The sequence below is a fragment of the Rosistilla ulvae genome, assembly GCF_007741475.1.
GTDB classification, from domain to species: domain Bacteria; phylum Planctomycetota; class Planctomycetia; order Pirellulales; family Pirellulaceae; genus Rosistilla; species Rosistilla ulvae.
In genome coordinates this window covers 6,036,467-6,062,131 of record NZ_CP036261.1, presented here as the reverse complement: position 1 = coordinate 6,062,131, position 25,665 = coordinate 6,036,467, and the positions used below count along the sequence as shown (strand labels likewise).

General features: G+C 58.2%; 22 protein-coding genes and 1 pseudogene. 14 read left to right on the top strand and 9 right to left on the bottom strand.

Annotated elements, in window-relative coordinates:
• Window position 1 precedes the first annotated feature (1 nt).
• Together rho and coaE are read right to left on the bottom strand one after the other, a co-directional pair.
• Window positions 2-1,501, bottom strand: a complete 1,500-nt coding sequence (gene rho / locus EC9_RS21485; protein WP_145348128.1) for a transcription termination factor Rho — start codon at window positions 1,499-1,501, stop codon at window positions 2-4.
• Window positions 1,502-1,715: 214 nt separating this feature from the next.
• Complete coding sequence (coaE, locus tag EC9_RS21480; protein ID WP_218934333.1) at window positions 1,716-2,315, bottom strand: dephospho-CoA kinase; 600 nt, start codon at window positions 2,313-2,315, stop codon at window positions 1,716-1,718.
• A 256-nt stretch (window positions 2,316-2,571) separates the two neighbouring features.
• On the opposite strand from coaE, the gene EC9_RS21475 reads away from it, so the two are divergent.
• Both EC9_RS21475 and EC9_RS21470 read left to right on the top strand, forming a co-directional pair.
• Window positions 2,572-3,432, top strand: a complete 861-nt coding sequence (locus EC9_RS21475; protein WP_145348126.1) for an OmpA family protein — start codon at window positions 2,572-2,574, stop codon at window positions 3,430-3,432.
• A 120-nt stretch (window positions 3,433-3,552) separates the two neighbouring features.
• A complete protein-coding gene (locus EC9_RS21470; protein WP_145348125.1) occupies window positions 3,553-4,014 on the top strand; it encodes a YHS domain-containing protein in 462 nt (153 codons plus the stop codon).
• Between the two features lie 87 nt (window positions 4,015-4,101).
• Here the strand turns inward: EC9_RS21470 and EC9_RS21465 are convergent, their stop codons facing one another.
• A complete protein-coding gene (locus EC9_RS21465) occupies window positions 4,102-5,349 on the bottom strand; it encodes a hypothetical protein (protein WP_145348124.1) in 1,248 nt (415 codons plus the stop codon).
• A 361-nt stretch (window positions 5,350-5,710) separates the two neighbouring features.
• The gene (locus EC9_RS21455; protein WP_246105816.1) at window positions 5,711-7,447 is read right to left on the bottom strand and encodes a methionine-R-sulfoxide reductase; all 1,737 of its coding nucleotides are present in this window, start codon (window positions 7,445-7,447) and stop codon (window positions 5,711-5,713) included.
• Between the two features lie 427 nt (window positions 7,448-7,874).
• On the opposite strand from EC9_RS21455, the gene EC9_RS21450 reads away from it, so the two are divergent.
• Window positions 7,875-8,468, top strand: coding sequence for a peroxiredoxin (locus tag EC9_RS21450; RefSeq protein WP_145100429.1), 594 nt, complete (start codon window positions 7,875-7,877; stop codon window positions 8,466-8,468).
• Between the two features lie 103 nt (window positions 8,469-8,571).
• Here EC9_RS21450 and EC9_RS21445 read toward each other — a convergent pair whose 3' ends face one another.
• Both EC9_RS21445 and EC9_RS21440 read right to left on the bottom strand, forming a co-directional pair.
• A complete protein-coding gene (locus tag EC9_RS21445; protein ID WP_145348123.1) occupies window positions 8,572-9,291 on the bottom strand; it encodes a hypothetical protein in 720 nt (239 codons plus the stop codon).
• Between the two features lie 288 nt (window positions 9,292-9,579).
• Window positions 9,580-9,996 carry a response regulator gene (locus tag EC9_RS21440; RefSeq protein WP_145123096.1) on the bottom strand — a complete coding sequence of 139 codons (417 nt, stop codon included), beginning with the start codon at window positions 9,994-9,996 and terminating at the stop codon, window positions 9,580-9,582.
• A 404-nt stretch (window positions 9,997-10,400) separates the two neighbouring features.
• Here EC9_RS21440 and EC9_RS21435 point away from each other — a divergent pair, with 404 nt between their 5' ends.
• The 4 genes from EC9_RS21435 (at window position 10,401) to EC9_RS21420 (ending at window position 15,284) form a co-directional block, all read left to right on the top strand.
• Window positions 10,401-11,294 carry a succinate dehydrogenase cytochrome b558 subunit gene (locus EC9_RS21435; RefSeq protein ID WP_145348122.1) on the top strand — a complete coding sequence of 298 codons (894 nt, stop codon included), beginning with the start codon at window positions 10,401-10,403 and terminating at the stop codon, window positions 11,292-11,294.
• Between the two features lie 69 nt (window positions 11,295-11,363).
• Window positions 11,364-13,337 (top strand): succinate dehydrogenase flavoprotein subunit, encoded by a 1,974-nt coding sequence (sdhA, locus tag EC9_RS21430; RefSeq protein WP_145123095.1) that lies wholly within the window; start codon window positions 11,364-11,366, stop codon window positions 13,335-13,337.
• 39 nt (window positions 13,338-13,376) lie between these two features.
• Window positions 13,377-14,222: a succinate dehydrogenase iron-sulfur subunit gene (gene sdhB / locus EC9_RS21425; protein WP_145100442.1), complete on the top strand. Its 846-nt coding sequence runs from the start codon at window positions 13,377-13,379 to the stop codon at window positions 14,220-14,222.
• Between the two features lie 21 nt (window positions 14,223-14,243).
• Entirely contained in the window at window positions 14,244-15,284 is a 1,041-nt protein-coding gene (locus EC9_RS21420; protein ID WP_145348121.1) for an aldo/keto reductase, read from the top strand.
• A gap of 40 nt (window positions 15,285-15,324) precedes the next feature.
• Here the strand turns inward: EC9_RS21420 and EC9_RS21415 are convergent, their stop codons facing one another.
• Together EC9_RS21415 and EC9_RS21410 are read right to left on the bottom strand one after the other, a co-directional pair.
• Window positions 15,325-16,338: a DUF6807 domain-containing protein gene (locus EC9_RS21415; RefSeq protein ID WP_145348120.1), complete on the bottom strand. Its 1,014-nt coding sequence runs from the start codon at window positions 16,336-16,338 to the stop codon at window positions 15,325-15,327.
• Window positions 16,339-16,417: 79 nt separating this feature from the next.
• Window positions 16,418-17,059, bottom strand: a pseudogene (locus EC9_RS21410) (NADPH-dependent F420 reductase); the annotation flags it as partial.
• 95 nt (window positions 17,060-17,154) lie between these two features.
• On the opposite strand from EC9_RS21410, the gene EC9_RS21405 reads away from it, so the two are divergent.
• The 7 genes from EC9_RS21405 (at window position 17,155) to EC9_RS21375 (ending at window position 24,536) form a co-directional block, all read left to right on the top strand.
• Entirely contained in the window at window positions 17,155-18,156 is a 1,002-nt protein-coding gene (locus tag EC9_RS21405) for an LOG family protein (protein WP_145348119.1), read from the top strand.
• A 478-nt stretch (window positions 18,157-18,634) separates the two neighbouring features.
• Window positions 18,635-20,077 (top strand): PP2C family protein-serine/threonine phosphatase, encoded by a 1,443-nt coding sequence (locus EC9_RS21400; RefSeq protein WP_145348118.1) that lies wholly within the window; start codon window positions 18,635-18,637, stop codon window positions 20,075-20,077.
• Between the two features lie 772 nt (window positions 20,078-20,849).
• Window positions 20,850-21,221: a 30S ribosomal protein S13 gene (gene rpsM / locus EC9_RS21395; protein WP_145349285.1), complete on the top strand. Its 372-nt coding sequence runs from the start codon at window positions 20,850-20,852 to the stop codon at window positions 21,219-21,221.
• A 189-nt stretch (window positions 21,222-21,410) separates the two neighbouring features.
• Window positions 21,411-21,794: a 30S ribosomal protein S11 gene (gene rpsK / locus EC9_RS21390; RefSeq protein ID WP_145123089.1), complete on the top strand. Its 384-nt coding sequence runs from the start codon at window positions 21,411-21,413 to the stop codon at window positions 21,792-21,794.
• A 100-nt stretch (window positions 21,795-21,894) separates the two neighbouring features.
• Window positions 21,895-22,884, top strand: coding sequence for a DNA-directed RNA polymerase subunit alpha (locus tag EC9_RS21385; RefSeq protein WP_145348117.1), 990 nt, complete (start codon window positions 21,895-21,897; stop codon window positions 22,882-22,884).
• A gap of 93 nt (window positions 22,885-22,977) precedes the next feature.
• Window positions 22,978-23,601 (top strand): bL17 family ribosomal protein, encoded by a 624-nt coding sequence (locus EC9_RS21380; protein WP_145348116.1) that lies wholly within the window; start codon window positions 22,978-22,980, stop codon window positions 23,599-23,601.
• Between the two features lie 158 nt (window positions 23,602-23,759).
• The gene (locus EC9_RS21375; protein ID WP_145348115.1) at window positions 23,760-24,536 is read left to right on the top strand and encodes a class I SAM-dependent methyltransferase; all 777 of its coding nucleotides are present in this window, start codon (window positions 23,760-23,762) and stop codon (window positions 24,534-24,536) included.
• Between the two features lie 52 nt (window positions 24,537-24,588).
• Here the strand turns inward: EC9_RS21375 and EC9_RS21370 are convergent, their stop codons facing one another.
• Window positions 24,589-25,656, bottom strand: a complete 1,068-nt coding sequence (locus EC9_RS21370; protein WP_145348114.1) for a potassium channel family protein — start codon at window positions 25,654-25,656, stop codon at window positions 24,589-24,591.
• Window positions 25,657-25,665: the final 9 nt, after the last annotated feature.

The following is a 25,665-nucleotide window of genomic DNA, read 5'->3' as shown; positions in this document are numbered from 1 at the left end:
ATCAATCGACTTCCTTGAGGCTGAGCAAAAACTCAGCGTTGTTTTGGGTCTTCTTGAGTTGTTTGATCAGCATGTCCATCGCTTCGGGCGGATTCAATTCCGCCATCACGCGCCGCAAGATGCTGATCCGACGATGCTCTTCGTCATCCATCAACATCTCCTCGCGTCGCGTGCCGCTGCGGCCTGGGTCGATCGAAGGCCAGATCCGTCGATCGACCAGATTGCGATCCAGCACGATTTCCATGTTGCCGGTCCCTTTGAATTCTTCAAAGATCACGTCGTCCATGCGGCTGCCGGTGTCGACAAGTGCGGTTGCGAGGATCGTCAGCGATCCACCCTCTTCCAGTTTGCGAGCCGATCCGAAGAAGGCTTTGGGTTTCTGCAACGCGCCGGCGTCCAAACCGCCGGAAAGGAGTTTGCCGGTGCCGCCACCCTCGGAATTGTAAGCGCGGCCCAGGCGTGTGATCGAATCGAGGAAGATCACGACGTCGATGCCGTATTCGACCATTCGCTTAGCCTTCTCGATCACCATCTGAGCGACTTGGATGTGTCGCGCTGGTGGTTCGTCGAACGTGCTGCTGATCACTTCGCAATGCGGGCCTTTGACCTCCCGCTCCATGTCGGTGACCTCTTCGGGCCGCTCGTCGACAAGGAGTACGATCACGTAGGCGTCGGGATAGTTTTCCAGAACCGAACGGGCCATCTTTTGCATCAAGACGGTCTTACCGGCTCGCGGCGGACTGACGATCAAACCGCGTTGGCCAAATCCGATTGGCGCCAACAGATCGATGACCCGCGAGGACATCTCATGGGCATCGGTCTCCATGATGATCCGGGAATTGGGATGCAGTGGAGTCAGGTCTTCAAAGCGAATGTTCCGCTGGCGGTCCATCGGATCGCGGCGGTTGATCGCTTCGACGCGGAGCAGGGCGAAATAGCGTTCGTTCTCCTTCGGAGGCCGAATCTGTCCGGCGACCGAGCTGCCGGTCTGCAAACCAAAACGGCGGATCTGGCTTGGGGAGACGTAGATGTCGTCCGGGCAGGAGATATAGTGAGCGTCGGGGCTGCGCAAGAACCCAAATCCGTCGGGCAGAATCTCCAGCGTCCCTTCCCCGTACATCAAACCGTTATTGGCCATGCGGCGCTTGAGCACGCTGAAGCTGAGATCCAAACGGCTGCACTTTTCGATGTCGGTCACCCCTTCGGCCTCCGCCAAAGCGACAAGTTCCTCTCGCGACAGCAGCTGCAGCTGCGCCAGGTTCATCGGTGCGTTGTCGCTGCGTTGTTGCGGCACGCCGACCGAACCGCCGGCGCGGGTTGCTTCGACGACGATCTCTTCGGGCAGCGACAGCGGGTCGCGCTCGGCGTCGAGTTCTCGGATGCGTTGATCGACCTCGGCGTCGGGATGACGTGGTCGCGCACCACCACCACCAAAGCTCTGATTGCGGCCGCGTTGCAGTGGGCGAGACGAATTTTGGCGATTGGGTTTGCGAGGTTCCATGATTAGGGTCAATCGAATAGGAGAGCTAACCTAGCTTGCGAGCAAGCGGGCGATCAGGAAGGAGATGGGTAATCGTTGTCGGCAGGATTGTTGGGTTGTGTGAGGATGCATCCTGCATCGACAAACGCATTTGGGATAAGAGCTTTGCTGTCACTATCTTACACGGCAAAGCAATAACGCGGACAGTCAGCCATCGCTGCGGTGGATTTTGTTGTTAATTGGTTAGCTGACTCCAGAGAGCAAGTATCTGCCGCCTGGTGTGAGGAGGCCCCTGGGAGTTATCGAGGATCCGCGTTGCGTACCTTCGTTTCTCCGCTAGCGATAGCTGACGCGCTTCGCGTTGGCGAAGTTGTTCAGGCGTCCAAGATCGCTTAGCAATCCATTGGATCCGCAATTCCCACGGAGAATCGACATACCAAATTTCATCGCATTGGAAATGCCAATTCGCTTCGATCAACAGCGGTGCATCGATTACGACCACGGACTGCTGTTGAGCAGCTAGACGTTGCAATTTCCGGGTCGCCAACTGCCCAACGACCGGATGTAGCACGCCTTCAATATATTCTAACTGCCGTCTACTGGTAGGGTCATCCCCAAAAACTTTCGCTGCCAATGCGGATCGCTGGACCGCGCCGGCGGCATTAAAAATAGAATCGCCAAAGTGTTCGCGAAGCTTATTCTTTACCCGACCCATCCGCAGCGCAGCGTGAGCCAAGCGGTCGGCATTGATCCATGCTGCCCCCTGTTCCGCAAGGGTCCCCGCAATGGTGGATTTTCCGCCCGCAGGCGGGCCGATGATTCCAATCACAATCATGATGTCAGATGTCTGTCCTGGGGGAGCCTTGTGTGAGGGGGCGCAGTCTACCGCTACGCCAGCTCGGAGGTGCATATATTTTTGATTCCCGCTGCGAACGGGCCGGACACTTAACATTGCAACGCGACCCGCGCTAGCGTTTGTTGGCGGTGCGATCTCCGCCGCCCGCCATTAATGCTCTTGCTGTGGTTTTGCCAGCCTTGCTACGCTTGGCCCCAAGGATGTTTCTGCGAAGGTCACTTCAACATCAACCGGCATGCGTACAACCAATCAAACGATCGCCTTGCTTTGGGTCTGTTGTCTTACAGCAGGTTTGGCTGGCTGTACGCAGAACCCTCGCTTAGCCAGCAACCCCGGCGCGGCATGGCCCGGCGGGCAGCCTGGAGTTGCGATGGCCGCCGATCCGAATTCGCTGCAAGCGGCGCAAGCCCAGTTGGCCGATCTCGAACGCCGCGTCCGGCACTTGGACGATAACAACCGCCAACTGCATACACAACTCGCCCAAGCCGAACAGCAGTCGCAGGTCTACAAAGACGAAGTCAATCTGATGCGGACTCAGTTGGCCGAAGTCACCGGTCGGATGCAGGAGGCGCACCTCGCCGCCGCCGATGCTCAACAGCAGTTCCAGGGCCTGCAGGCTTCCAGCCGCTTCCGTGGCGGCGCGACGATCACGCCCAACACCAATCTCCGCCAAGCGGCCAGCCAATTGAGCCTGGGCGGGTTGCCTGTCTCGTTCGAAAACGAAGCGATCCGGATTCGCATTCCTTCGGACCAATTGTTCCAACGCAATTCAGCTCAGATCGCCGGCAACGCCGCCGCGATGCTCGATCCCATTGCAGCCGCAATTCAGCAGAACTTTCCCCGCCAAAAGATTGGCATCGAAGGTTACACCGACGACCAGCAGTTGTACGGCGGAATGTATGGCAGCAACCATCAACTCTCCGCCGCCCAAGCTTCAGCGGTCTTCGAGCATCTAACGCGACGTAACAATCTGCCACCGCAGCAATTGTTCACGCTCGCGCAAGGATCCAATTACCCCCGTGGCGACAATACAACCGCCGTCGGCCGCGCCGCCAACCGCCGTGTCGAAATCGTGATATATCCCGAGACGTTTTAATTCAGTCGGCTTGGGTAAGGTTTGCGATCTTCGTCGGGCTTGGTTACCATCCCTGTTGGGAGCCGCGATTTTTCGATTCCGGATTCCCATCCTTCCGTTCCACGCACTAAGAGGAAATTCATGCGCTCTTCCAATCCTGTCATTTGCGTTCTGTTGGCTGTTGCCACACTCACCAGCTTTGCCAGCGCGGCTGACGACACGCTTGCGACCAAGAAGTGCAAGTGCCCCGTTGCCGGGACCGAATTCACCGTCGTCGATGCCGCCGCATCGACGCAGTACAAGGATGCGAAGGTCTACTTCTGCTGCCCTGGCTGCATGAAGCGATTTGTCGCCGATCAAAAGAAATACGCAGCCAAAGCGAACTTGCAGTTGTTCGTCACCGGCCAGGCCAAACAGGTCCATTGCCCATTCGCTGGCCGCGATGCGAACTCCGATCAATCGGTCACCGTCGACAACCACAAAGTTGCGTTCTGCTGTGGCGGCTGCAAAGGCAAAGCAGCGGCAGCCGAAGGAGACGCTCAGCTGGAAATGCTGTTCGGTGAAAAAGCGTTCAAGACCGGCTTCGAAGTCGTCAAGAAGTAACGCCAGCTGACGTTGCCATTGGCGTCGATCGTTCCGCGACGACGCCCTGATTTGCAGACACGCGGTCCCAAAACGGGCCGCGTTTTTTTATGGCCGGACCGCCAGAATCGCTCCGCAATACGAACCGATTCGGCTGGCCAGCAGCGTCAGTTTTCTCCCCTCTCGCCGACCCAGCTTCTTGATGATCGTCGGCGGCTTCCAATCGAGCCCGCGGATTTTCACTTCGCTCACGCAACCGTCGAGCGCAGCGACGGCTTGGCGGAGCTTTTTCATATCGGCAACGCCGTGCCAGAGGACTTCGAACGGTTGAGCCAACGCGTCGATAGCGTTTTGTTGGGCGGTGAAAAAGCCAGCCGGTCCACCGAGCGCCCGCAAGCCTTTGGCCGCCGCATACGATTCGCTCAATCCCGCCGCGCGAACCGCCGGATCGAGGTCGAAGGCAAACGCTTCGCAGGTGTCGGTTTCCTCGCACTGCTGCAGCTGATCGACAGCGAAACTAGTCGCCGAATCGTCTCCGGTGACAACGGTCGCTCGGATCGTTCCAGGCGGACTCGCCTCACCGAGCCACAGCACTTGCTGGCGACAGCTGCCGCGATGGCTGATCCATTCGCGCTCTCCCAGCTCGTGGCACTCCTCGGGCAACTGGGTCGCTGGAGCCAGTTTGATCGACGCGCCGGCGACTTGTTTTGCGACCGGCAACCAATCGCTCAGCGGCGGCTGCAGGTAATCGCAATGCGTTGCTCGGCTGGTCCCGGCAGTGTTGGATTCACTGCGGCGATCGGGATCGAGGTTCAACCAGGCAGCGGCTGGTGGATGGTGAGCAAAGACGTCGTCGCAGATCACCGTCGACCGAAACTCCCAGCCAGCGACTTCGCTGGCCGCTTGCTGCTCGCGATGCACGCCCAGATTGTGTCTTGCCATTTCAGCGATCTTGGGATCGCGGTCGATCGCCGTCAGCGGGCCGCGGTCGCTCAATTGCATCGCTTCGCCGCCGACGCCACAGCACCAGTCGAAGATCTCCAACCCGGCGGGAACGCGCCGCGACTTGTAGCTGGCGATCGCCCGATCGGTCGCTTGTTGGATCCCGCGATCGGTGACCAGCCATGGCCCGGTGCCCCATTTGTCGATCGCCTTGCCTCGCGCTGCTGCTGCGGAGAGAACTGCTGCGGCGCGGTCGGGGCCGATCTTTCTTCGCAGCGCTGCGGTCCGGGCGACGGTCGCTTGCCCGGCTGCCTCGGCGCGGTCGATTGCTTCGAGCGCCTCGGGGGAAGAAAGCCACGGGATGACCTGCGGATTGGGATCCGCGGACGCGGGGAGGTCGTGGCTGGAGGGCATATATTTCTGTTGGGATCCGCGTCGCGGGGTGGTTGGTAAACGGGGCCGATTGCGTAAACCGTGCCGGCAGTCAAAAAAAGGGTGAAGGTTTTTCGGTGGAGTTCCGATCTAGGTCACTGATGCCATGAGAGGGATCTCAATTTGGACAGGCTATGGATTTTAGCCGAGCTGGCAATCGAACTGTCCGCGCTACGCATTAGGATCCCCACAATCATGACACCCGACTTCTTTCATGCATGCCTTGGCATTGTTTTCACCGGTATTTGGGTCCTCATCGGCCAGATTCTCGTCGGTGACGCCTGATCGCTGCGTCCGGCCCCAAGGGCGACAGACGGCAGCGATATCGTGGCAACGATCGAGACTAGGGCTTGGCGTCGGCCGGTGGCTTGACCACTGGCGGCAGTTCTTCATCCTCTTCGACAAACGCCATCGACAGCGAATTGACGCAGTGTCGTGTGTTCTTCTTGGTAAAGCCTTCGCCTAAGAAGACGTGTCCCAAGTGGCCGTCGCAGTTCTTGCAGAGGATCTCGGTGCGGCGTCCGTCGGCATCGACGCTGCGACGGACAGCCCCTTCGATTTCATCGTCGAAGCTAGGCCAGCCACAGTGACTCTCGAACTTGCTGTCGCTCTTGTACAACGCAGCGTTGCAGCGACGGCAGATGTAGGTCCCTTTCTTCTTGTTGTTTAACAGCGCCCCGGTCCCTGGACGCTCGGTCCCCTTGCGAACGATCACATATTCTTCTTCGGGGGTCAGTTTGTTAAAGCTCATCAACGTGGCTCCTTTGAATTGGTTGGCTTTGGGATCGCTGATTCGGATGCGACGATATTCCATCTGACCGCGGTCTCCCTCGAGCCCGATCGGCCCCGAGTCGGGAACCTTCATTTCGGCTTCGAGGACTTCGCCATTACAGGTGCAGTGGGCCACGTTGCCGCGAACCGTCACGACAAGATCGTTCCATTGTTGTGGCTTGTAGTTTTTCAGGTTCTTATAAGGACCGGCCAGCGGATAATCGCGGCATTGCAATTGTGGCCCCCGAATGAAGACGCCCGAATCGGCGTTGGGCGTCGCTCGGAATTGCAGCTTCAACGTGAAGTTGTTGCCGAACTCTTGGGTGGTCCACAGTTGTTGTCCCTTGCGGCCTTCGGCGGGTGTCGTCACGACCAAGCGTCCGTTGATCGCAACGTAACGTCCGTCCGTGCTGGCGGGGCCTTCGAAGCTAGCCAACGGCTTGAGTGTTTTCCGCTGGCGATATCCCCAGCCCGAGAGGTCTTTGCCGTTGAACAAGCTGACAAATCCGGGTTCGACCTTGAAGTCGTCCGCTTCCGTTTCCAGGAAGCCCAGCGTTGCGAAGATCGGCCGGATCGCGTCGGCCCATTTCTGGTATCCCTTGGAATTGGGATGCAGCAGATCGGGGAATTCCGATTTGGGAGCGTCCCCGTTTTCGTCGGCGAACAATGTCCAGGTGTCGACGACTGTGATTTGTTTGTCCCCTTTGACGGCCGCCTTGTAGAGGTCGTTTACCTTGCTGATCTTGTCGGCTGGCCGCGACTTGGTAGCCGAGCTCGGGAAGGTTTCGCACAGCACGATCGGCATCTTCGGATTGTGCTGCTTCAACGCCGCGATGATCAGTTCCAGATTGCTGGCGATCACCTCGGGGGCCGCTTGATCTTCGAGATCGTTTGTCCCGATCAGGATCACCACCGCCGCCGGATTGAGCGACAGCACATCTTCCTCCAGACGGATCAGAACGCCGCGAGTCGTGTCGCCGCTGATGCCGCGGTTGGCAACTTTCATTCCGGCGAAATATTCGTTCAGCTTTGAGCCCCAGCCCTGAGTGATCGAATCGCCCAAGAAGACGACGGCGCCTTGATCCTGTTGAACCTGAGTCGCCCACAGGCTGCGGCGGGATTCCCACAGCTTCTTAAACCAGTCTGCGCGTCGCAGCGGTCCGTCGCCGGGCAGTCCCTCATCGGTCGCCGGGATCGCAAATTCAGCTGTCGCCGCCGGCTGGGCGCTGCTGTTCGAACCCGCGACCGAAAGCAATGCAAATACAAACAGGCAGTTCACGGGGAACATGCAACGGATCAAAGCTCTCATGGGATTCGGGATCTCCATTTATATTGACAGGTGGGGCATAGGGGGATGTTGCCGTACTTCGGACGCTCGGTTGGGGGAGGCCCAGGAGCGGGCGGTGCCGAGGAAGCGTCGGAGTGTCCTCATCGAAGCCACTCACGGTCTCACTAGATTAGCACAAACCGGCGGTCATTCCCACAGAACGCTTTCCGCGAAAACCGGCCGGGTGGGGGGGGCGATTTGATGCGATGGCCTAGTTTCGGATACTTGCCATCGGACCTACAATGCCGCTCGCGGCTCGATGCCATTTGTGGCTTGGATTGACACCATTGCGTCCTCTCACGAGGGCATTTATGTCATCCCTGGCTACACAAGGTGTCGTCGCGACGGGCCCCGCAGCAGGCGGTGCTTTGACAATTCATGGGCATCCCAATCTGGAGACCGACCGAATATGACACAGCTCGTAACCCACGAAGCGCCAAATTTCACCGCGCAGGCCGTGATGGCCGACGGATCGTTCAAATCGATCAGCCTGACCGATTATCGCGGCAAATATGTCGTGCTTTTCTTCTACCCATTGGACTTCACCTTTGTCTGCCCGACTGAAATTATCGCGATGAGCGAAGCGGCCAAAGAATTCGAAGCTCTCAACGTGCAACTGTTGGGCGTTTCGGTCGACAGCCACTTCTCGCACTTGGCGTGGCGTAACACCCCCCGCGCTCAAGGCGGTTTGGGCGACATCCAATACCCATTGGTTGCCGATCTGAACAAGCAGATCGCTCGCGATTACGACGTCTTGTTGGACGGCGGCATCGCTTTGCGTGGTCTGTTCTTGATCGACAAGGACGGCGTTGTCCGTCACCAAGTCGTCAACGATCTGCCACTGGGACGTAGCGTTGACGAAGCGTTGCGAATGTGCAAAGCACTGCAATACTTCGAAGCTAACGGCGAAGTTTGCCCAGCGAACTGGACCGAAGGCGCTCGCACCATCAAGCCAGATGTCGACGCGAGCAAAGAGTTCTTCGGAGCGGAATACTCGGCGTAACGCCGGCGGAACGAAAGCCTTTCGTTCAGCCAATCCAATAAAAAACCGCGGGTCGAATCCGACTCGCGGTTTTTTTATTGGGTGTTGAGGCGTCCGTCGCGGTTCAGTTGGACAGCGACGTCAGCAGGCGGCTAACCGCTTCGTTGGTGACATCCGAACGGAGCGAGGTTGAGGGGCGTTGGTTCAGTTTGCGGGGATTGCTTTCTTTACGTTCGATTCGTTGGCGGTCCAGGTTGTAGCGAGATTGGTCCGCATCGAATCGGTCGCGGTTGTTGGAGGGGCCTCGCGAATCAAATCGGTCGCGGTTGTTGGGCTTACCTTGGCTACGTGGCACTTCCACGCGGATCTCCACCCGTTTTTGAGGGTAGGGGACCGTTGTTGGCGGCAGGATCACGCGTCCGACCCGGTGGGGGTGGTGGTGGTGACCATGATGGTTGTCGGAGAAGGCGTGCGACAGTCGCGAATACAGGCGATCGGCGTCGTGCCAGACTGCGGCAGCGCCGGGCAACGCTCGGCAGCCGTGACCCAGCAGGCTGCGAACGCGGTAGTGCAGCGAACGCACGTCGTCGAACAGGCCGCGGGTTCGCGAGCGATACGGATCGTGAACGAGGGCTTCATAGAAGTCGTGCGAAACGTCGTCCAGTCGGCTGACATAGCGGCTCAGATAATGCGAACTGTGGCGATCGTGAGCGATGTAATCGGCCAGGATATGGACCGATTCGTGGTAATCGTGGGCGATCGCTTCCAACCGGTGGTCGGCTCGTGCGGTGGTGGTGGCGGTGGACAGCAGGGCGATAGCGAGGGTTGCAGTTAGGTAACGCATCTTCGTGTTCCTTGGGAGGGGGGGAGCCGTTCTAGCTCCCAGGGTCGTCGATCGATTGGCTGTCGCCGCAATCGTTGCGGTGCCTGTGCTTGGCGACAGCGGGTCGCCATCAAAGCGACCTGGTCTATCGATATCGCATGCAGTGTGCCAAACCGCGGGAAGAGATCGCTCGGGTGTTGCTAAGTCGCTGTGCAACAATAGGTTGCGATCGATGGCAGGCAGCGAAACGAAGAGCTGGCCAGGACGACAGAATGTCGTCGATTTGATATCGCTGTCGTCAGAGTGACGTCATTCGGGGCGATCGACGGCGGGCGATTCGGCTTGCCAGCCGTAGCGTTTGGCGAGCAGGTGGGTGACGACGCTGGAGATCTCACGGATTTTCAGCGGTTTGGGGATCACCGAGACATCTTCCAGCTTGCTGGCTGCGTCGCAGATCGCTTCGTCCAGAGCAGCCGACATCAGAATGCAGGGGAGAGAGAGCCCCGAGGCGCGCATTCGCGTGAGGGCTTCGAGACCACTCAAGCGGGGCATGTGGACGTCGAAGAGCGCTAGATGGACCTGGTGCCGGCTGATGATCTCCAGTGCCTCTTCGCCATCTTCGGCCAGATACATCTCAAAGTCGAACCGATCCAACACGCTTCGCAGCGTCTCTCGAAACGCGCGATCGTCGTCGGTGATCAATAGGTTGGGCTTCGTCAGCTTCATCAGAGGCCTCTAGGGCATATTGCCACATGCAGCGGAAATGATTCTGCCAATTTGTCAGGTGGCGCGATGGCATCCAAGGTGTCGAGCAAATTCGAGGCCAAGGAGGACGAAGCGCTCGCAACTCGAGTCGTCTTGGTTATTATGACTGATAAATTGCTACCGTGCCTTTGGTAACTTACACAGTTTGCCAATTCGTCGCAGCCACAATCTTGTGGTTTCCTGCAAACCGAGAATATGCGAAAATAGGGCTTTCGATCCAGGTCGGAATCGCTCAACTATGCTTGCGGCCCGCCGTAGCAACCTTAAACTAACGCAAAAGTTACGCATCACCGCGACTTTTCGGTTAGACCCACCGAGACTTTACCTCACCATCAGCACCCTCAGACGAGGGGTAGGTATGTTCTGTGTCAACGCAAACTGAACCTTCATTTTTTCTGAAGCACGAATTTGCCATTCGCCGCATCCATTCTTTGTTGGGTGTCGTGCCGATCGGGCTCTACATGTGCGTTCACCTGACAACCAATGCTAGCCTGATGGCGGGGCCTGGGGCCTTCCAGCGGATGGTGAATCAGATCCACAGTCTGGGGCCGGCGCTGCCTGTCGTCGAATGGGGCTTCATCTTTTTGCCGCTGTTGTTCCACGCCTTCATTGGCATTTGGATCGCAATGACCGGCGAATCGAACACCGATCGCTACAAATACACTGCGAATCGCCGCTACCGGTTCCAGCGCATCACCGGCTACATCGCGTTCATCTACATCACGATGCACGTCTTCCATCTGCATGGTTGGTTCCACTTCGGTCCTTGGTTGGACTACATCGCCACACCTCTGGGGATGGCTCAGTTCAAGCCTTACAACGCGGCATCCAGCTTGGCTCACGCGATGGACGGCGTTTTCTGGCCCGCCTTTTACCTGGTCGGTGTCCTTTCGTGCGTCTACCACTTTGCTAACGGTCTGTGGACCGCCGGGATCACCTGGGGATTGTGGGTTTCGCCTGCAGCTCAGAAACGTGCATCGATGTTGTGTGGCGGGATCGGCCTGTTGGTCGGCATCATCTCGATCACCGCTTGGGTTGGCGCGTTGACTGTCGATCCTGAGGAAGCTCGGATCGTCGAGGATCGGATGTACGAAGCTGGCTTGGAATCGGGCGCCGTCTTCGACGACCCGCACAAACGCTCGGCTCCCGAAGCGGTTGAGTCCGAGGAAGCGGAAACCGACGCCGACGCGAGCACGGCTGACGAAGCCGCCGCTGGTGACGAAAAGACTGCCGAGTCCGAGACCTCCGCGGCAGAGTAGTCTCGCCGCGTTGCATCCTACCTAACGAATCATCAAACACACACCGATTTATATCATTTGGAGTCATCAATGTCCCAGCAACGGGTCGTAGTTATCGGCGGTGGCCTGGCCGGTCTGTCTGCCACGATGAAGCTGGCAGAGCTGGGCATTCCGGTCGATCTGATCAGTCTGACGCCGGTCAAGCGTTCGCACAGCGTGTGTGCCCAGGGTGGCATCAACGCTTGTAACGACCAGACGCGTCAGTTGGGCGACAGCGAATGGAAGCACTTCGACGATACCGTCTACGGTGGTGACTTCCTGCAGCACCAACCGCCTGTCAAAGAGATGACGTTGTGGGCGCCAAAGGTGATCGAGTTGATGGATCGCTTGGGCGTTCCGTTCAATCGCACCGGCGAAGGCTTTATCGACCGCCGCCGCTTCGGCGGAACGCTTTACAAGCGAACGGCCTTCTCGGGCGCAACCACCGGCCAACAGTTGCTGTATGCGTTGGACGAACAAGTGCGTCGCCGTGAGAGCGAAGGACTGGTTCGCAAGTTCGAATTCTGGGACTTCTTGGGGCCGATCCAAGACAGCAATGGCGAATGCCGTGGCGTCGTCGCTCAAGACATGGTCTCGATGGAAATTCGCGGCTTCCCCGCGTCGGCAGTTGTCGTCGCTAGTGGTGGTTGCGGTTTGTTGTACGGCCGCAGCACGATGAGCGTCTTCTGCAACGGCAGTGCGGCCAGTCGCTGTTTCCAAGCCGGTGCCAAGTACGGCAACGCGGAGTTCATTCAGGTTCACCCGACCGCGATTCCAGGCGCCGACAAGTTGCGACTGATGAGCGAATCGGCGCGTGGCGAAGGTGGACGCGTGTGGGTTCCGAAGAAGCCGCAAGATCCTCGCTCGCCTCGTCAGATCCCCGAGAACGAACGCTACTACTTCTTGGAAGAACGCTATCCCGAATACGGCAACTTGGTGCCACGCGATATCGCGACCCGCGAGATCTTCGACGTCTGCGTCAACGACGGATTGAGCGTCGAAGCGGGGCGGATGTGCGTCTACTTGGATCTGACTCATATCGAGCGATCCGAACTGGACCGCAAGCTAGGCGGCATCTTGGAGATCTACGAGAAGTTCCAAGGCGTCGATCCACGCGACGAACCGATGAAGATCTTCCCTGCGGTTCACTACAGCATGGGCGGCTTGTGGGCCGATTACGTCCGTTCGGCCGACGGCGGCATGGAAGCGGGCAACCCTCGCAACCAGATGACGACCATCAACGGTTTGTACGCGATGGGCGAATGCGATTACCACTACCACGGTGCGAACCGTTTGGGTGCCAACTCGCTGCTCAGTTGCATCTTCACGGGCCTCTTCAGCGGTCCTGGCATCGCCAACTTCATCCAAGGTCGCAGCGAAGCAACGACCAGCGATGTGGAAGCTGCGGTCCGCAAGCAACAGGAACGTCACGATGCTCTGTTGAACCAGAGTGCCGGCGGCGAAAACCCTTACTTGATCCATCAAGAACTGGGCGACGTGTTGACTCGCGCGGCGACCGTGGTTCGCAAGAACGAACAGCTCGAAGAAGCGATCAAGACGGTCGACGATCTGCATCAACGCGTGCAGAAGGTTTCGCTGTCGGATACCGGCACCTGGACCAACCAAAACGTGATCTTTGCCAAAGCGGTTCAGGACATGTTCCCGTTGGCCAAGGCGTTGTTGAAGGGTGCGTTGCAGCGGGATGAGTGCCGCGGTGCTCACTTCAAGCCAGCCTTCTCGATGCCCGAATTGACAAGCGACAACGATGCCGATCGTCGCCGCGAAGCCGAAGCGTGGTGCGATCGCTTCGAAGAGAACAACAAGAAATTCTTGAAGAGTTCCGTTGCCACTTGGGAAGGGAACGATGTGTCGATCGCATACGAAGATGTCGACACGTCGCTGATTCCTCCGCGTCCGCGGCTGTATGGCCTCAAGGGTGCTGAAGTGATCAGCGAGGTCTGGAACGAACGGGCTGCCAAGGCGAAAGCCGCCGCCGCGACAGCCTCTCAAGACGCAGCCAACTAACAACAATCAAATCGATCCACGCCTACCGGTTTCATACCAATGATTGCACCTGAAAAATCTATGCCCGATACGATCGATGTCCGGATCTTGCGCCAAGAGGGACCCGGTAAAAAGCCTTACTGGGAACGTCATCGTATCCAGTACGAGCGCGAGATGAACGTGATCAGCGTGCTGCAGAAGGTCGCCGCCCAGGCGAAGACCGTCGAAGGCAAAGACGTTGCTCCCGTCGCTTGGGATTGCGGCTGCTTGGAAGAGGTGTGCGGATCGTGCACGATGGTCATCAACGGCCGCGTGCGACAGAGTTGTTCGGCGTTGGTCGACAAGTTGTTGGCTGACCAACCGTCGCACATCGAACTGGCTCCGATGACCAAGTTCCCCGTGCTTCGCGATCTGTTGGTCGATCGATCACGTCTGTTCCGTGGGCTGAAGAAGATCAAAGCCTGGGTGCCCGTCGATGGGTATTACGACATGGGACCGGGCGAACGGCAGAGTCGCGAACAGCAAGAGCAGGCTTATCCGTTGAGCCAGTGTATGAGCTGTGGTTGCTGCTTGGACGCTTGCCCTCAGTACAAGAAGATCGAAGTCGATCGGATCACTGGCGAGTCGGAAGAAGATTACCAAGCCCGCTGCAACGCCGAATACGACAACGCGTTTATCGGTGCCAATGCGATCAGCCAAGTGATGCTGTTCAACGATCATCCGGTCGGCAAGATGATGGCCGATGAACGGATGGAAGCGCTGACCGAGCCAGGTGGAATCCAGGTTTGCGGTAACGCTCAGAACTGCGTCGCGGTCTGCCCGAAAGAGATTCCGTTGACGACCTCGATCGCTCGCGCCGGTCGCGCAGCGACGGTTCACGCGATCAAGCAGTTCTTCGACCGGTAATTTCTGAATCGGTAAAGCTCGATGCAACGACAGCTGTTTGGCAAAACCGGTTTACGAATTCCGCCGGTCGTATTCGGTTCGACCAGCTTGGGGAACCTGTTTGCCGAGGTCCCCGACGAGGCGAAGCAGCAGGTCGTTGCTGAGTGGTTTCGCCGCGTCGAAGCCCCTGTCTTTATCGACTCCGCCGGCAAGTACGGCGCTGGGATGTCGTTGGAGATCATCGGTCGCGAGCTGTCGCGGCTGAACATCGATCCCGCCGACGTGGTGATCAGCAACAAGCTTGCTTGGACTCGCCAGCCGCTGGTTGGCGATGAGCCTACGTTTGAACCGGGTGCTTGGTTTGGGCTGACGCACGACGCGCGGCAGGAGATCAGTTACGAAGGGATCCTCCGCTGCTATCACCAAGGGAACGAACTGCTTGGTGATTACCAAGCCGGTCTGGTTTCGGTCCACGATCCCGATGAGTATCTCGCTGCGGCGACTGATCCCGCCGATCGCAAGCAGCGTTGGCACGACATCGAAGAAGCCTATCGTGCGCTAGGTGAGCTGCGCAGCGACGGGAAGGTCTTGGGCGTTGGCGTGGGAGCCAAGGATTGGACTTCGATCCGCGACGTCTGCGATCGCGTCGATCTCGACTGGGTGATGCTGGCCAACTCGCTGACGATCATGAAACATCCGCCGGAGTTGCTGGCGTTTATCGAACAGTTGGATGAAGCCGGAGTCGGGATCTTAAACGCCGCGGTCTTTAACGCCGGCTTCGCGCTCGGCGGCAAGTTCTACGACTACCGTGTCGTCACCGGCGAATCGGCCGAAGATCGCGAGCTGCTCGATTGGCGGCAGCGTTTTCAAACCGCGTGTCAGCGGTTCGACGTCGCGCCGGCAGCCGCCTGCCTGGAGTTTGCTCGCAGCGTCCCAGGAATCCAAGCTGTCGCGATCAGCAGTTCCAGTCCGCACAACATCGCACGAACCGTAGCGGCGGTCGACGGCGCGGCGCCACCAAGCTTCTGGTCGCATCTAAAGGAGATGCACGTGATCGATCCGTCGTTCCCGTTCTTGGGATAGCGGCCGCACGAGCGGCGATCGACCTCGTTGCTCTTGCGAACTATTCGGCTTTGTCGCCGCACCATGCTTGCCATTGCTGTTCAATCCACGCCGGATCGGGCTTTCCATCGGTGACCAGGAATCGAAAGCTCGCTTCGTAGGGCTGGTCTTTGGTGATCTGAAACTCCCCCGTCACGCAAGGTGCAAAGCAGAAGTAGGGCATGCTGGGATGGAGTCGCGCCGGTTGCGGGGCTCGGAAGTTATCGGCGTGTCCAAGCATCGTGATGCAGACCACCTCGCCCTCTTCGGTTCCCGACAGCGTCACCCATCGCGTCGGATGATGGTTCCCGGCGATCCGGTCGTGGCCGTGCTCGTCGACGATCTCGCTGATCGGTTCGCTCGGCTTTTCGTTATCGGCGTCGCTCGTTTTTGCCGCAGCTTTCTTTCCCGACGGCAGGCTCCAGCGAGCGGGGCCGCGCGTCGCAACGCCGCCGTAATGATACTTTTTAACTGTCAACGGCTTGTCGGTCAGTGCTTGCTGAGTCGTTTGTAGATCGAAGCAGCGGTAGGATCCGTCGGTCGGTTGGACCGTGATTCGCCAACGCTCACGCAGTATATCGACCTTCGGTTCGGCGACCGTATGGTGAATCAGGTCGACCTCGAACCCTGCCGATTCATTTTCGGTAAACGTCTTGACGACGCGTTCATGCGACACGCGTCCGACGCCTCCGGCAAGATTCCAGAAGTCGATCTCGCGTCCGTCGTAGTTGGTCCTCACCCACGCGCTGAAGATTCCCTGTTGGTGCGGATGGTCCGCTGGAAACGCTGCGGTGACGACGTTTCCGGCCGGCGAAGCGACAGGATGCAGGAATCCGCTGCGGTGATAGATCGGATCGATTCCGTCGGGGACCGGCGGCGATTGCTTGTTATAGACCAACACCGACTTGCCGTCGCTGGCGATCTCGATCGCCGCGTCGGTCTCCTTCACTTGCAGGTCGGCGGCGGCGATTGGGGATGCCAGTAAACACCAGGCCGCAAGCAGGCTTGAAAGTAGCGATCGTGTCGTCAATGTCATCGGTTCGTCCTTTATGCGGTGCCCAGGGAAGGTTCGGTTGTGGACGGTGCGGCGGCCTCGCGGTTGGCGGCGCCGCGGTTTAGCGACGGAGCATTTTCAGGGCGAACTGGCTGCCCATCTTCTGATGGATGGCGAGTTGGATGTAGAGCATCGCCATCGGTTCCAAGTAGCGTGCCGATTGCAGGTCGCCCGCATCGATCGCCTCAAAACCAAGCTCGTCGATCAGCGTTCCTGCGGTCGCTTTGGCTGTGATGTCGTCGCCACAGTAGAACATCGTGGCGCGTTGGCCATCGAAATCGGGGTTTTCCATCGTCGCCAAGCTGGCGGTGTTGAAGGCTTTGACGACGTGTGCTCCGGCGGCCCAGTGCGCGATCTTTTCGGCTGCCGATTCGGTGTGGCCGAGCGTGATCCCGTCGAAGGTTTCGTTTAGCGGGTTGGTGCAATCGATCAAGGTCTTGCCGGTCAAATCGCCTGCGTTGGTCAGCGTTTCGCGGGCGGCGGTCCATGGTGCGGCGAACAGGATCGTGTCGCATTGCCGCGCCGCTTCGGCGATCGTTTCGGCTGCATGGGCATGTGGATTCTCTTCGATCAACTGTTGCACACGCTCACTTTGTGGCAGTCGCGAGCCAAAGACGATGTTGTGACCGAGTCCGGCCAGACGGCGGCCCAGGGTTGCACCGACGTTGCCCGTACCTAAAACTGCGATATCCAATGCTTCAAACCTTTGACTATAACGGGGATGTGAATGACTGGTTGCATTGTATTGTCAACCCGCATGGCTTGATATCCTGCTACACGCCCCTGAAGAGAACGAGAATGACCGAGAAACCGGACGATTCGGGAAGCAACAAAGAGACACGGTTGCGCAGCCCCGACTTGATCGAAGTGATGCGGAAGACGATCGATCGGCTGGTCCGCGACCGGACCGCTCGCGGCGATCTGAAGATCCTCAGCCGCACGTTGATCGAATTGCGATATGCGTTCAGTGTTTTTCGCCCCTACCGGCGACATCGCAAAGTGACCGTCTTCGGGTCGGCTCGGACCGCTCCGTCGCATCCAACGTTTAAAGCGGCCGAGGAGTTTGGTCGGCGGATGGCGGCCGAGGACTGGATGGTCGTGACCGGTGCGGGTAGCGGGATCATGGAGGCGGGGCACCGCGGCGCGGGACGCGAGCATTCGATGGGGCTGAACATCATGTTGCCCTTCGAACAGGGTGCCAACCCGGTGATCGAAGGCGATCGCAAGCTGGTCACGATGAAGTACTTTTTCACTCGCAAGTTGATGTTTGTGAAAGAGTGTCACGCGGTGGTCAGCCTGCCCGGCGGCTTTGGTACGCTCGACGAAACCGCGGAAGTGATGACCCTGCTGCAAACGGGGAAGCACCCAATGATTCCAGTCGTGCTGTTGGATGCGCCCGGTGGAACGTATTGGAAGGAGTTTGGCAAGTTCGTCGATTCGCAACTGCTCAACGGCGGGATGATTTCGCCCGAGGATCTGCGGTTGTACAAGATCACCGAATCGGTCGACGAAGCGGTCGCCGAACTCGATCGCTTCTATCGTGTCTATCACAGCATGCGGTATGTCAACGGCAAGCTGGTGCTGCGGTTGCAGCGACCGTTGGGAGCGGCGAAGCTGGCGGCGGTCAACGATCGGTTCTCCGATATCGTCGTCAAAGGCGGTTTCGAGCAGATGGCTGCGCTGCCCGAGGAACACTCCGAAGCGGAGATCGCCGAATTGCCGCGGTTGGTCTTTCTGTTCAATCGCCGCGCGATGGGGCGATTGCGAATGCTGATCGACTTTATCAACGAAGACGAGTGATCTCGCGGTCGAGGTGATCTCGCAGGGCATTTTTCTCGGGGCGTTCGCGACGCCCGTCGGGACAGGTTGAAGCGGATGTGGGGATGGCCGCATCCGCGGTGGTCCGGTCGTGTCGCTTGTGACGGCGGCGCGATCGAGTTCGTGAACTTTATCGGCTGCGTCGACTTCTGCGGTCACGAAAGCTTCTCCGGTCTGCCGATGCTAGCAGTGTGACCCATGAAGGGAATCAAAACTGTTAAGTCTTCATGCGACCGGATCGATCCAATGCACTGCTGTTTGCGGTGCGATCGCTTCAGAGTCGCGTGAGGGATAGCTTCCGGCAAGGACTCGCTGGTGCCCAATGTCAAGCCGCCGTCAATGATGACAGAGCGGCGTCACCTGAGCCTGGATCGACGACGTGACCTTGCAAATACCTGACTACCTTCGAATTCACGCAGACGACAACACCTCCCCACGGAAGTTTGCTGCAAGCGACGAGATGTCCGCTTTTTGGCAAGCTTATGTTGATGCGACGGGTTGGCGAATCGAACGTTCCACTGGCACCGCGGCGCACCGGCCGATGTTGTTGCCCGCCTGCACCGAGGCGATGATGGATGTTGATTCTGCCGACGCGCAGCCGGCGGTTTCAAAAAGTGCAGCGGAAACGCTTGCACAGGCCGCGTCGCGAATCGCCGACCGTTTGCGTGAATTCGAAGGTTTGCTAAGGAACCAGGAAGCGACCCACGCCGTTGAAGATGCCAACGCCGGTTGTGTCCCCGCGGCCGGGCATATCGCCGATCGTTTGGAAGCTGTTTTGAAAGAGGCGAGTGCCGCCACCGGTTGTGACGCCGCGGGCCTCTATTTGTTGGATGCCGATACCAGTCATTTGAAACTGCGTTCCTGCTTTGGGCTGCCCAAGTCGCGGTTGGCTCAACCGCCGCGGGCGCTGCGTGGCGCGTTGGGCGATCTCGAGGCGTTGGTCTCGCCGGTTGTTACGATCGAAGATATCCCGCGGATGCCGCACTGGGAGAGTCCCGAGGATCGGGGGGCTGCAATCGTCGTAGCGATTCGCGGCGGCGATCTGCCGTTGGGAACGCTGTGGCTGTGGGACGATCAGCCTCGCGACATCACCCCAGCGCAACAGGCCTCGGCAACTCTCGCTGCCGGCCGGATCGCGGCGGAGTTGGAACGCGAAGTCATTGGGGCGGCGGTAGCGGCACAGACTGATTTGCGCGAAGAAATGCGCTCCGCCAGCGCTTGGCAGAACCGGCAATTGCCTCCTGCGGTTCCCTTGGACAAAGATTGGGATGTGGCCGGTTGGAACGAAGCGGCCGAAGCGGTCGGGGGCGATTGGTTCGCCTGGGATATTTTGCCCGACGGCAAGATCGCCATCGCCATCGCTTCGGTGGGAACCAGCGGCATCGAATCGGCGTTAACCGCCGCGACCGCCCGTTCGGCTTGGCAATCGCACACCGGATACCGGCACAAGACGAATCAGGTGCTCAGCCGAGTCAACGACACGCTGTGGCAAACATCGACTGGTGACCAATCGACAAGCCTGCTGTATGCGACCGTCGATCCGGAGACGGGGGAAGGGCAGTTTTCTTCGGCTGGCAAATGTCAGGGACTGATCGTCAACCAATATGGTTACCGAATGCTCGCCTCACCGACCGAACTGCTCGGCTGTGACCCCGATGTCCGACCGTTGGTTCACACGATGCGACTGCTGCCCGGTGAGGCATTGGTCTTGGTCAGCCAAGGGGCGATCGCCAGCAACGGTTCGCCCGAATCGGGGCGGCTGACGCAGCAAGCGTTAACCGACTCGATCCGCCAGGAATTGGTCAACGGCCCCGAGCCGGCGCTATCGTGCCTACGTCGCCTGTTCGCCAAGTCGGGCCCCGCCAACGCCGATCGGTCGATCGCGATCCTGCAACGCCAGTAGACGACAGCCCGCTGTTGGAATCTGCCAGTCCCAGTTCCGTCCGAGTCAGGGCCGAAGGCACGACCATTTGCCTAGCCCAGGCCATCGGCCTGGGTTTTCGGCATCAAAAATGTTGAGACGGCTGGGCTGAAGGCCCCGCGAATTGCCCTACCCTTGCCGGGGCGTTGCCCCTTGCCCCGAAGGAAACGTGGTGATGAGGTCGGCTGATACCCAGCCCTGCGGACTGGGCTATGCAAATTGCTGGACCTTCGGTCCGCGTTTGGTCTTCCGGGAATGTGCCTGGCGCCGTTTTGTTGGAACGTGCCCGTCCCCCGTGTCCGTATCGTGTCCCTGCGTCCATTCGCACCAGGAGCAAAGGCTCAACCATCTGCAAAGTCCAGGCCAACGGCCTGGGGTTGCCAGGCACCAATTCCTCGCGGCTGGGCTGAAGGGTCGGCAATTTTCCAAACCCAGCCCGGCGTCCTGGTCCTGTGGCTAGGTTGCGTTTCATCGTTGGGGAAATTGTGGTACGCTAGCGACACCCCAAAAAGTTCTAATGCGCTGGCCGTTGCCGGTGCTTTCTTAATAATTGCTCTGATTTTTCGCTGTCTCGCGGTTTCTACCGGTCGATATATAATTCTTTGTGGAAAATCGAGCGTTTAACCCATTGAGCAATTTGGGGGCCAGACGCTATATTTCGTGGTTCTTAGCCAGCTCGATGGTTCGCTGTGGGCGAACGTCTGCATTGATAGCACGGCGATTGTGACAGGAGAATGCCGTTATGCCCCGTATTTTGGGCGTTGATGTCCCTAACGACAAACAAACTCTATATTCGTTGACATACCTTTATGGCGTCGGATTGCATACCGCACGTGAAGCATGTGAGCGTCTGCAGATCGATCCGAAGCGCAAAGCGTTCGAGTTGACCGAAGAAGAAGTCAGTAAATTGGCCGCTTTCTTGGAAAGCGAATACACCGTCGAAGGTCCTTTGCGGCGTCAGCTGAGTTCGAATATCAGCCGATTGCGTGAAGTGAAGTCCTATCGCGGTATTCGGCACCGCTTGGGGTTGCCCGTTCGCGGTCAACGCACCAAGACCAACGCACGAACACGCAAGGGTCCCAAGAAGACTGTTGCCGGTAAGAAGGGCGTTAAGGACTTGCGGTAATCCGCTCTGCGATCCGCAGTGGTGGGGGCTTTGCTCCCGCCCTGGCCTGTGTTGAGCAGGCAACACGCCTGCTCCCGCCAAAACGCTCCGAATTCCAAGTTGTCCTTTTCACCACATGGGGTATGCCCTTCGCTAGTGCAATAAAGTGCCAGGGAAGCCCAGCAAACCAGACTGAGAAGATTAAAAAACGTGTCAAAAGTTAAAACCAAGAAAAAGCAACGACGCAACGTGGTTTCGGGCGTTGCCCACATCCACGCGACCTTCAACAACACGACGGTCACGATCACAGATCCTAAGGGTGAAACCTTGTGCTGGGCCAGCGCTGGCACGTGTGGCTTCAAGGGCAGTCGCAAGAGCACTCCTTTCGCCGGTCAAATGGCAGCTCAACAATGTGCTGAGAAGGCACAGAAGTTTGGCGTTCGCGAAGTCGAAGTCCGCGTCAAAGGCCCGGGCAGTGGCCGTGAAAACGCGATCACTTCGCTGCAATCGGCTGGTTTGAAGGTCAAGTTGATCGAAGACGTGACACCGATTCCACACAACGGTTGCCGACCTCGCAAGAAGCGACGCGTCTAGCATCTGCTGGTTCGCTAGGTCACCGTATTGCTAGCACTGAGCCGATGGCCCAGTGAAGCCTCCCACTAAAATTAGTTTTCCGTAACAAGGAACATCAGCCATGCACATTCGTTGGCGTGGAATGGAATTGCCCAGCACGGTCGAAGTCGATCGTGAAACATTGTCTCCCACCTACGGCAAATTTGTGGCCGAACCGTTCGAGCGTGGATTTGGCAACAGCGTTGGCAACAGCCTGCGTCGCGTGCTGCTGTCGAGCCTCGAAGGTAGCGCCGTCACTCAGATCAAAGTGCATGGGGCACAGCACGAGTTCAGCTCGATCGCCGGCGTGATGGAAGACGTCACCGAGATCGTTCTGAACGTGAAGAGCTTGATCGTTCGCAACCACAGCGAATCGACTCGCGTGATCACCGTACAGCGCAACACCGCTGGCGATGTCACCGGAAACGATGTGCAAACCGACCAAGATGTCGAAATCATCAACAACAACCACGTCTTGGCCACCTTGACCGAAGACGTGCCATTCATGATGGAAATGGTTGTTGAGAACGGCCGCGGCTATGTACCGTCGACCGAACACAGCACCGGCGAACACGAGATCGGCATCATTCCGATCGACGCCGTTTTCAGCCCCGTGACTCGCGTTCGTTACGAAGTCGAAGAGACTCGCGTTGGTCAAAAGACCAACTACGATCGTTTGATCATGGAAATCTGGACCGACGGAACCGTTGGCCCCGAATTGGCGCTGACCGAATCGGCCAAGATCATGCGAAAGCACCTTAACCCATTCGTTCAATACACCGAATTGGGACCAGGAATCCACACCGTCGCTCGCGGCGGAGCGAATTCGGCCGAAGCTCAATTGGAAGCCAAGCTGAACATGCCGATCAGCGACCTGCGTCTTTCGGTCCGTGCAGGCAACTGCTTGGAATCCGAACAGATCCGCACAGTTCGCGATTTGGTCGTTCGCACCGAAGATCAACTGATCGAAGTCCGCAACTTTGGCGATACTACATTGAACGAAGTTCGCGACAAGCTCAATGCGTTGGGATTGCATCTGGGGATGCGGGTTCCAACTGGCGGGTTGATGTAATCGTTGCTGATATCAGCATCGCGTTGTAATCCAGCACTAACACATTTTGTTTATCGACGGGCCTAGCGCCTGTCTCATCCAAGCAGTTCAATCATGCGACATCGACGAAAAGGGCGTGTTCTCGGCCGCAGTCCGAGCCACCGCAAGGCAATGTACAAGAACCTGGCTAGCAGCTTGTTCCTCACCGAACGAGATGCAGAGTTTGATGATAACGCGCCAAAGGTTAAAGGCCGCGTTGTCACTACTTTGGAAAAGGCCAAGGAAATTCGCCCGCTAGTGGAACGCTGCATCACGATCGCTAAACGATCGTTGGCAGCTGAGGAAGAGTCGCAGAAGTACGCGACCGACGCCGAACGCGGATCCGAAGCTTGGAAGACTTGGCGTAAGAGCGAAAACTGGCGGAAGTGGAGCGACGCTCGTGCTCCAGCCATTGCCGCTCGACGTCGTGTTTTGCAATTGCTCGGCGACAAGCAAGCGATGCGGATCGTATTCGACGAAATGGCAGACCGCTTCCGCGATCGTCCAGGCGGATACACTCGTATCATGCGTTTGGCGACTCCGCGTCTAGGCGATGCCGGTACCCGAGCGATCCTCGAATTTGTTGGCGTTAACGACCGCGTGAGCCTGAAGGCAGAACGACCATCGTTCGACGACGACAGCGATTCGGCAGCTGACGATGAAGTCGCAACCGAAGAAGAGACCGCAGCGAAAGAGTAAACGATCGCGAGTCTCTTCCCCATCACGCGGATCGAAAGGTCTGCGTTGGGGAAAGTAAAACAACGAAAAGAACAGGCTGTTGCGGCCTGTTCTTTTTTTGTGCGCCGATTGAAGCGGAAAGAGATCATTGATCGGGATTGTGAACATTGGAGAACAGGATGGACGTTCGATCGTACAACCGAGATGCGTGGAACCGGAAAGTCGAACAGGCGGATCGTTGGACGCAGCCAGCCGGTTCGGAAGTCATCGACGCCGCGCGTGCCGGTGAGATTCGCATCGTTTTGACGCCGACAAAGCCTGTTCCGATGGCGTGGTTCCCGCCGCTTCATGGCACGCAGACGCTGTGCCTTGCTTCGGCCGGCGGTCGGCAGGCTCCGGTGCTCGCGGCGGCGGGGGCCCGGGTAACGGTGTTCGATAATTCACCGCGGCAACTCGATCAAGATCGTTTTGTTGCCCAGCGTGATGACCTCGATATGAGCTTCGAAGAAGGCGATATGGCTGACCTCTCTCGCTTCTCCGATGAATCGTTCGACTTGATCTTTCATCCCTGTTCGAACGGCTTCATTCCAAATGTGCTGCCCGTGTGGCGGGAGTGCTTTCGCGTGTTGCGGCCCGGTGGAGTGTTGCTGGCTGGATTCACCAATGCCGTAAGGTACATCTTCGATGATGAACGCAAATTGAATGGCAATTTGGAGGTCCGGTATTCGCTTCCGTATTCCGATCTGGACCATCGCAATGAACCGCACATCCGCAAGGAGATCGAGCTAGGGAATCCGCTCGAATTTGGGCATACCCTTGAGGATCAGATTGGTGGTCAGTTGAATGCCGGATTCATGTTAACGGGCTTTTACGAAGATCGTTTTGGTGAAAGCGACGACGACCCGCTATCGAGCTTCCTCGATACCTTCATTGCCACCCGAGCTGTTAAGCCTTGAACGTTGGGTCGACACCCGCGCGGCTCGCCGCTAACGTAGCTTGGCCAGCAGCTTAGGATTGAACGCGCGAGCCACGATAGGTGAGTTCGGCGCGTTGCGCCTGGACTTGACGAATCACGGCCAGCGTCTTCTCTTGGCTCGACATGACATACAGGATGTCGCCCGGGAGTATCGGTTCGTTCGTATCGGGGTTGCGGCGGATCCGACCATCGGTTGATAGGATCGCCACGATCAGGGTCATCCCATCGTGAAGATTCAGATCAGCGATCTTGCCACCGGCGACCGCCGAAGCCCCCTCGACGCGGACCTCGCGAATCGCAAGCCCTAGCGCCTTCAGGTCGTTGTTCAAGCGATTCCTTTGGCTCGCGTCGGAGATCAGTGAATCGGCGGTCGGGCATGAGATCATGTTAGCTATCCGTGCGGCGCCAATCGCTTCGGGCATCACCACATGGTTGGCCCCGCTGCGGACAAGCTTCCGCTGAGTCGATTCTGATTCGCCACGGGCAATGATCTGCAATTCTTGCGTCAGCTCTCGAGCCGTCAGCGTGATGAAGACATTGGCGGCATCCTCGGGCAAGACCGTGGCCAGGTACGCGGCACGATGGATGCCAGCCTTGATCAACGTCTCCTCTTCGCCTGCGTTGCCGGTCACTACGAGATAGCCCAACTCCTCGGCTTGCACGATACGGTCGGGCTTTTCATCGATGCAGACGAACGGTTGGTCGAGCGATCTGAGCTCCTCGGCCAAATTGCGTCCGACTCGCCCAAAGCCGCAGATGATCACATGGTTGGATGTTTGTTCGATCCCTTTGCTCATCCGCCTTGCTCCCAACGCTCGATAGAATTCGCCCTCGGCAACCATTTGTACAAATCCGCCGACGACATAGATCCCCGACGAACAACCGGCGATGATGATGAAAGCCGTAAAGACTTTCATCCCGGTGCTGTCGATCGGGTGGACTTCGCCGTATCCAACACCAAAAATTGTGATCACGACCATGTAGATCGAATCGACGACCGACCATCCCGCCGCGATGAAACCAAGTACCGCCGCGACGCAAGTGATCGACAGGAACGTCAACCCGACCAGCATCTTCCGCATCGAAGTGCTGTCGCTCATAGCCAGCGT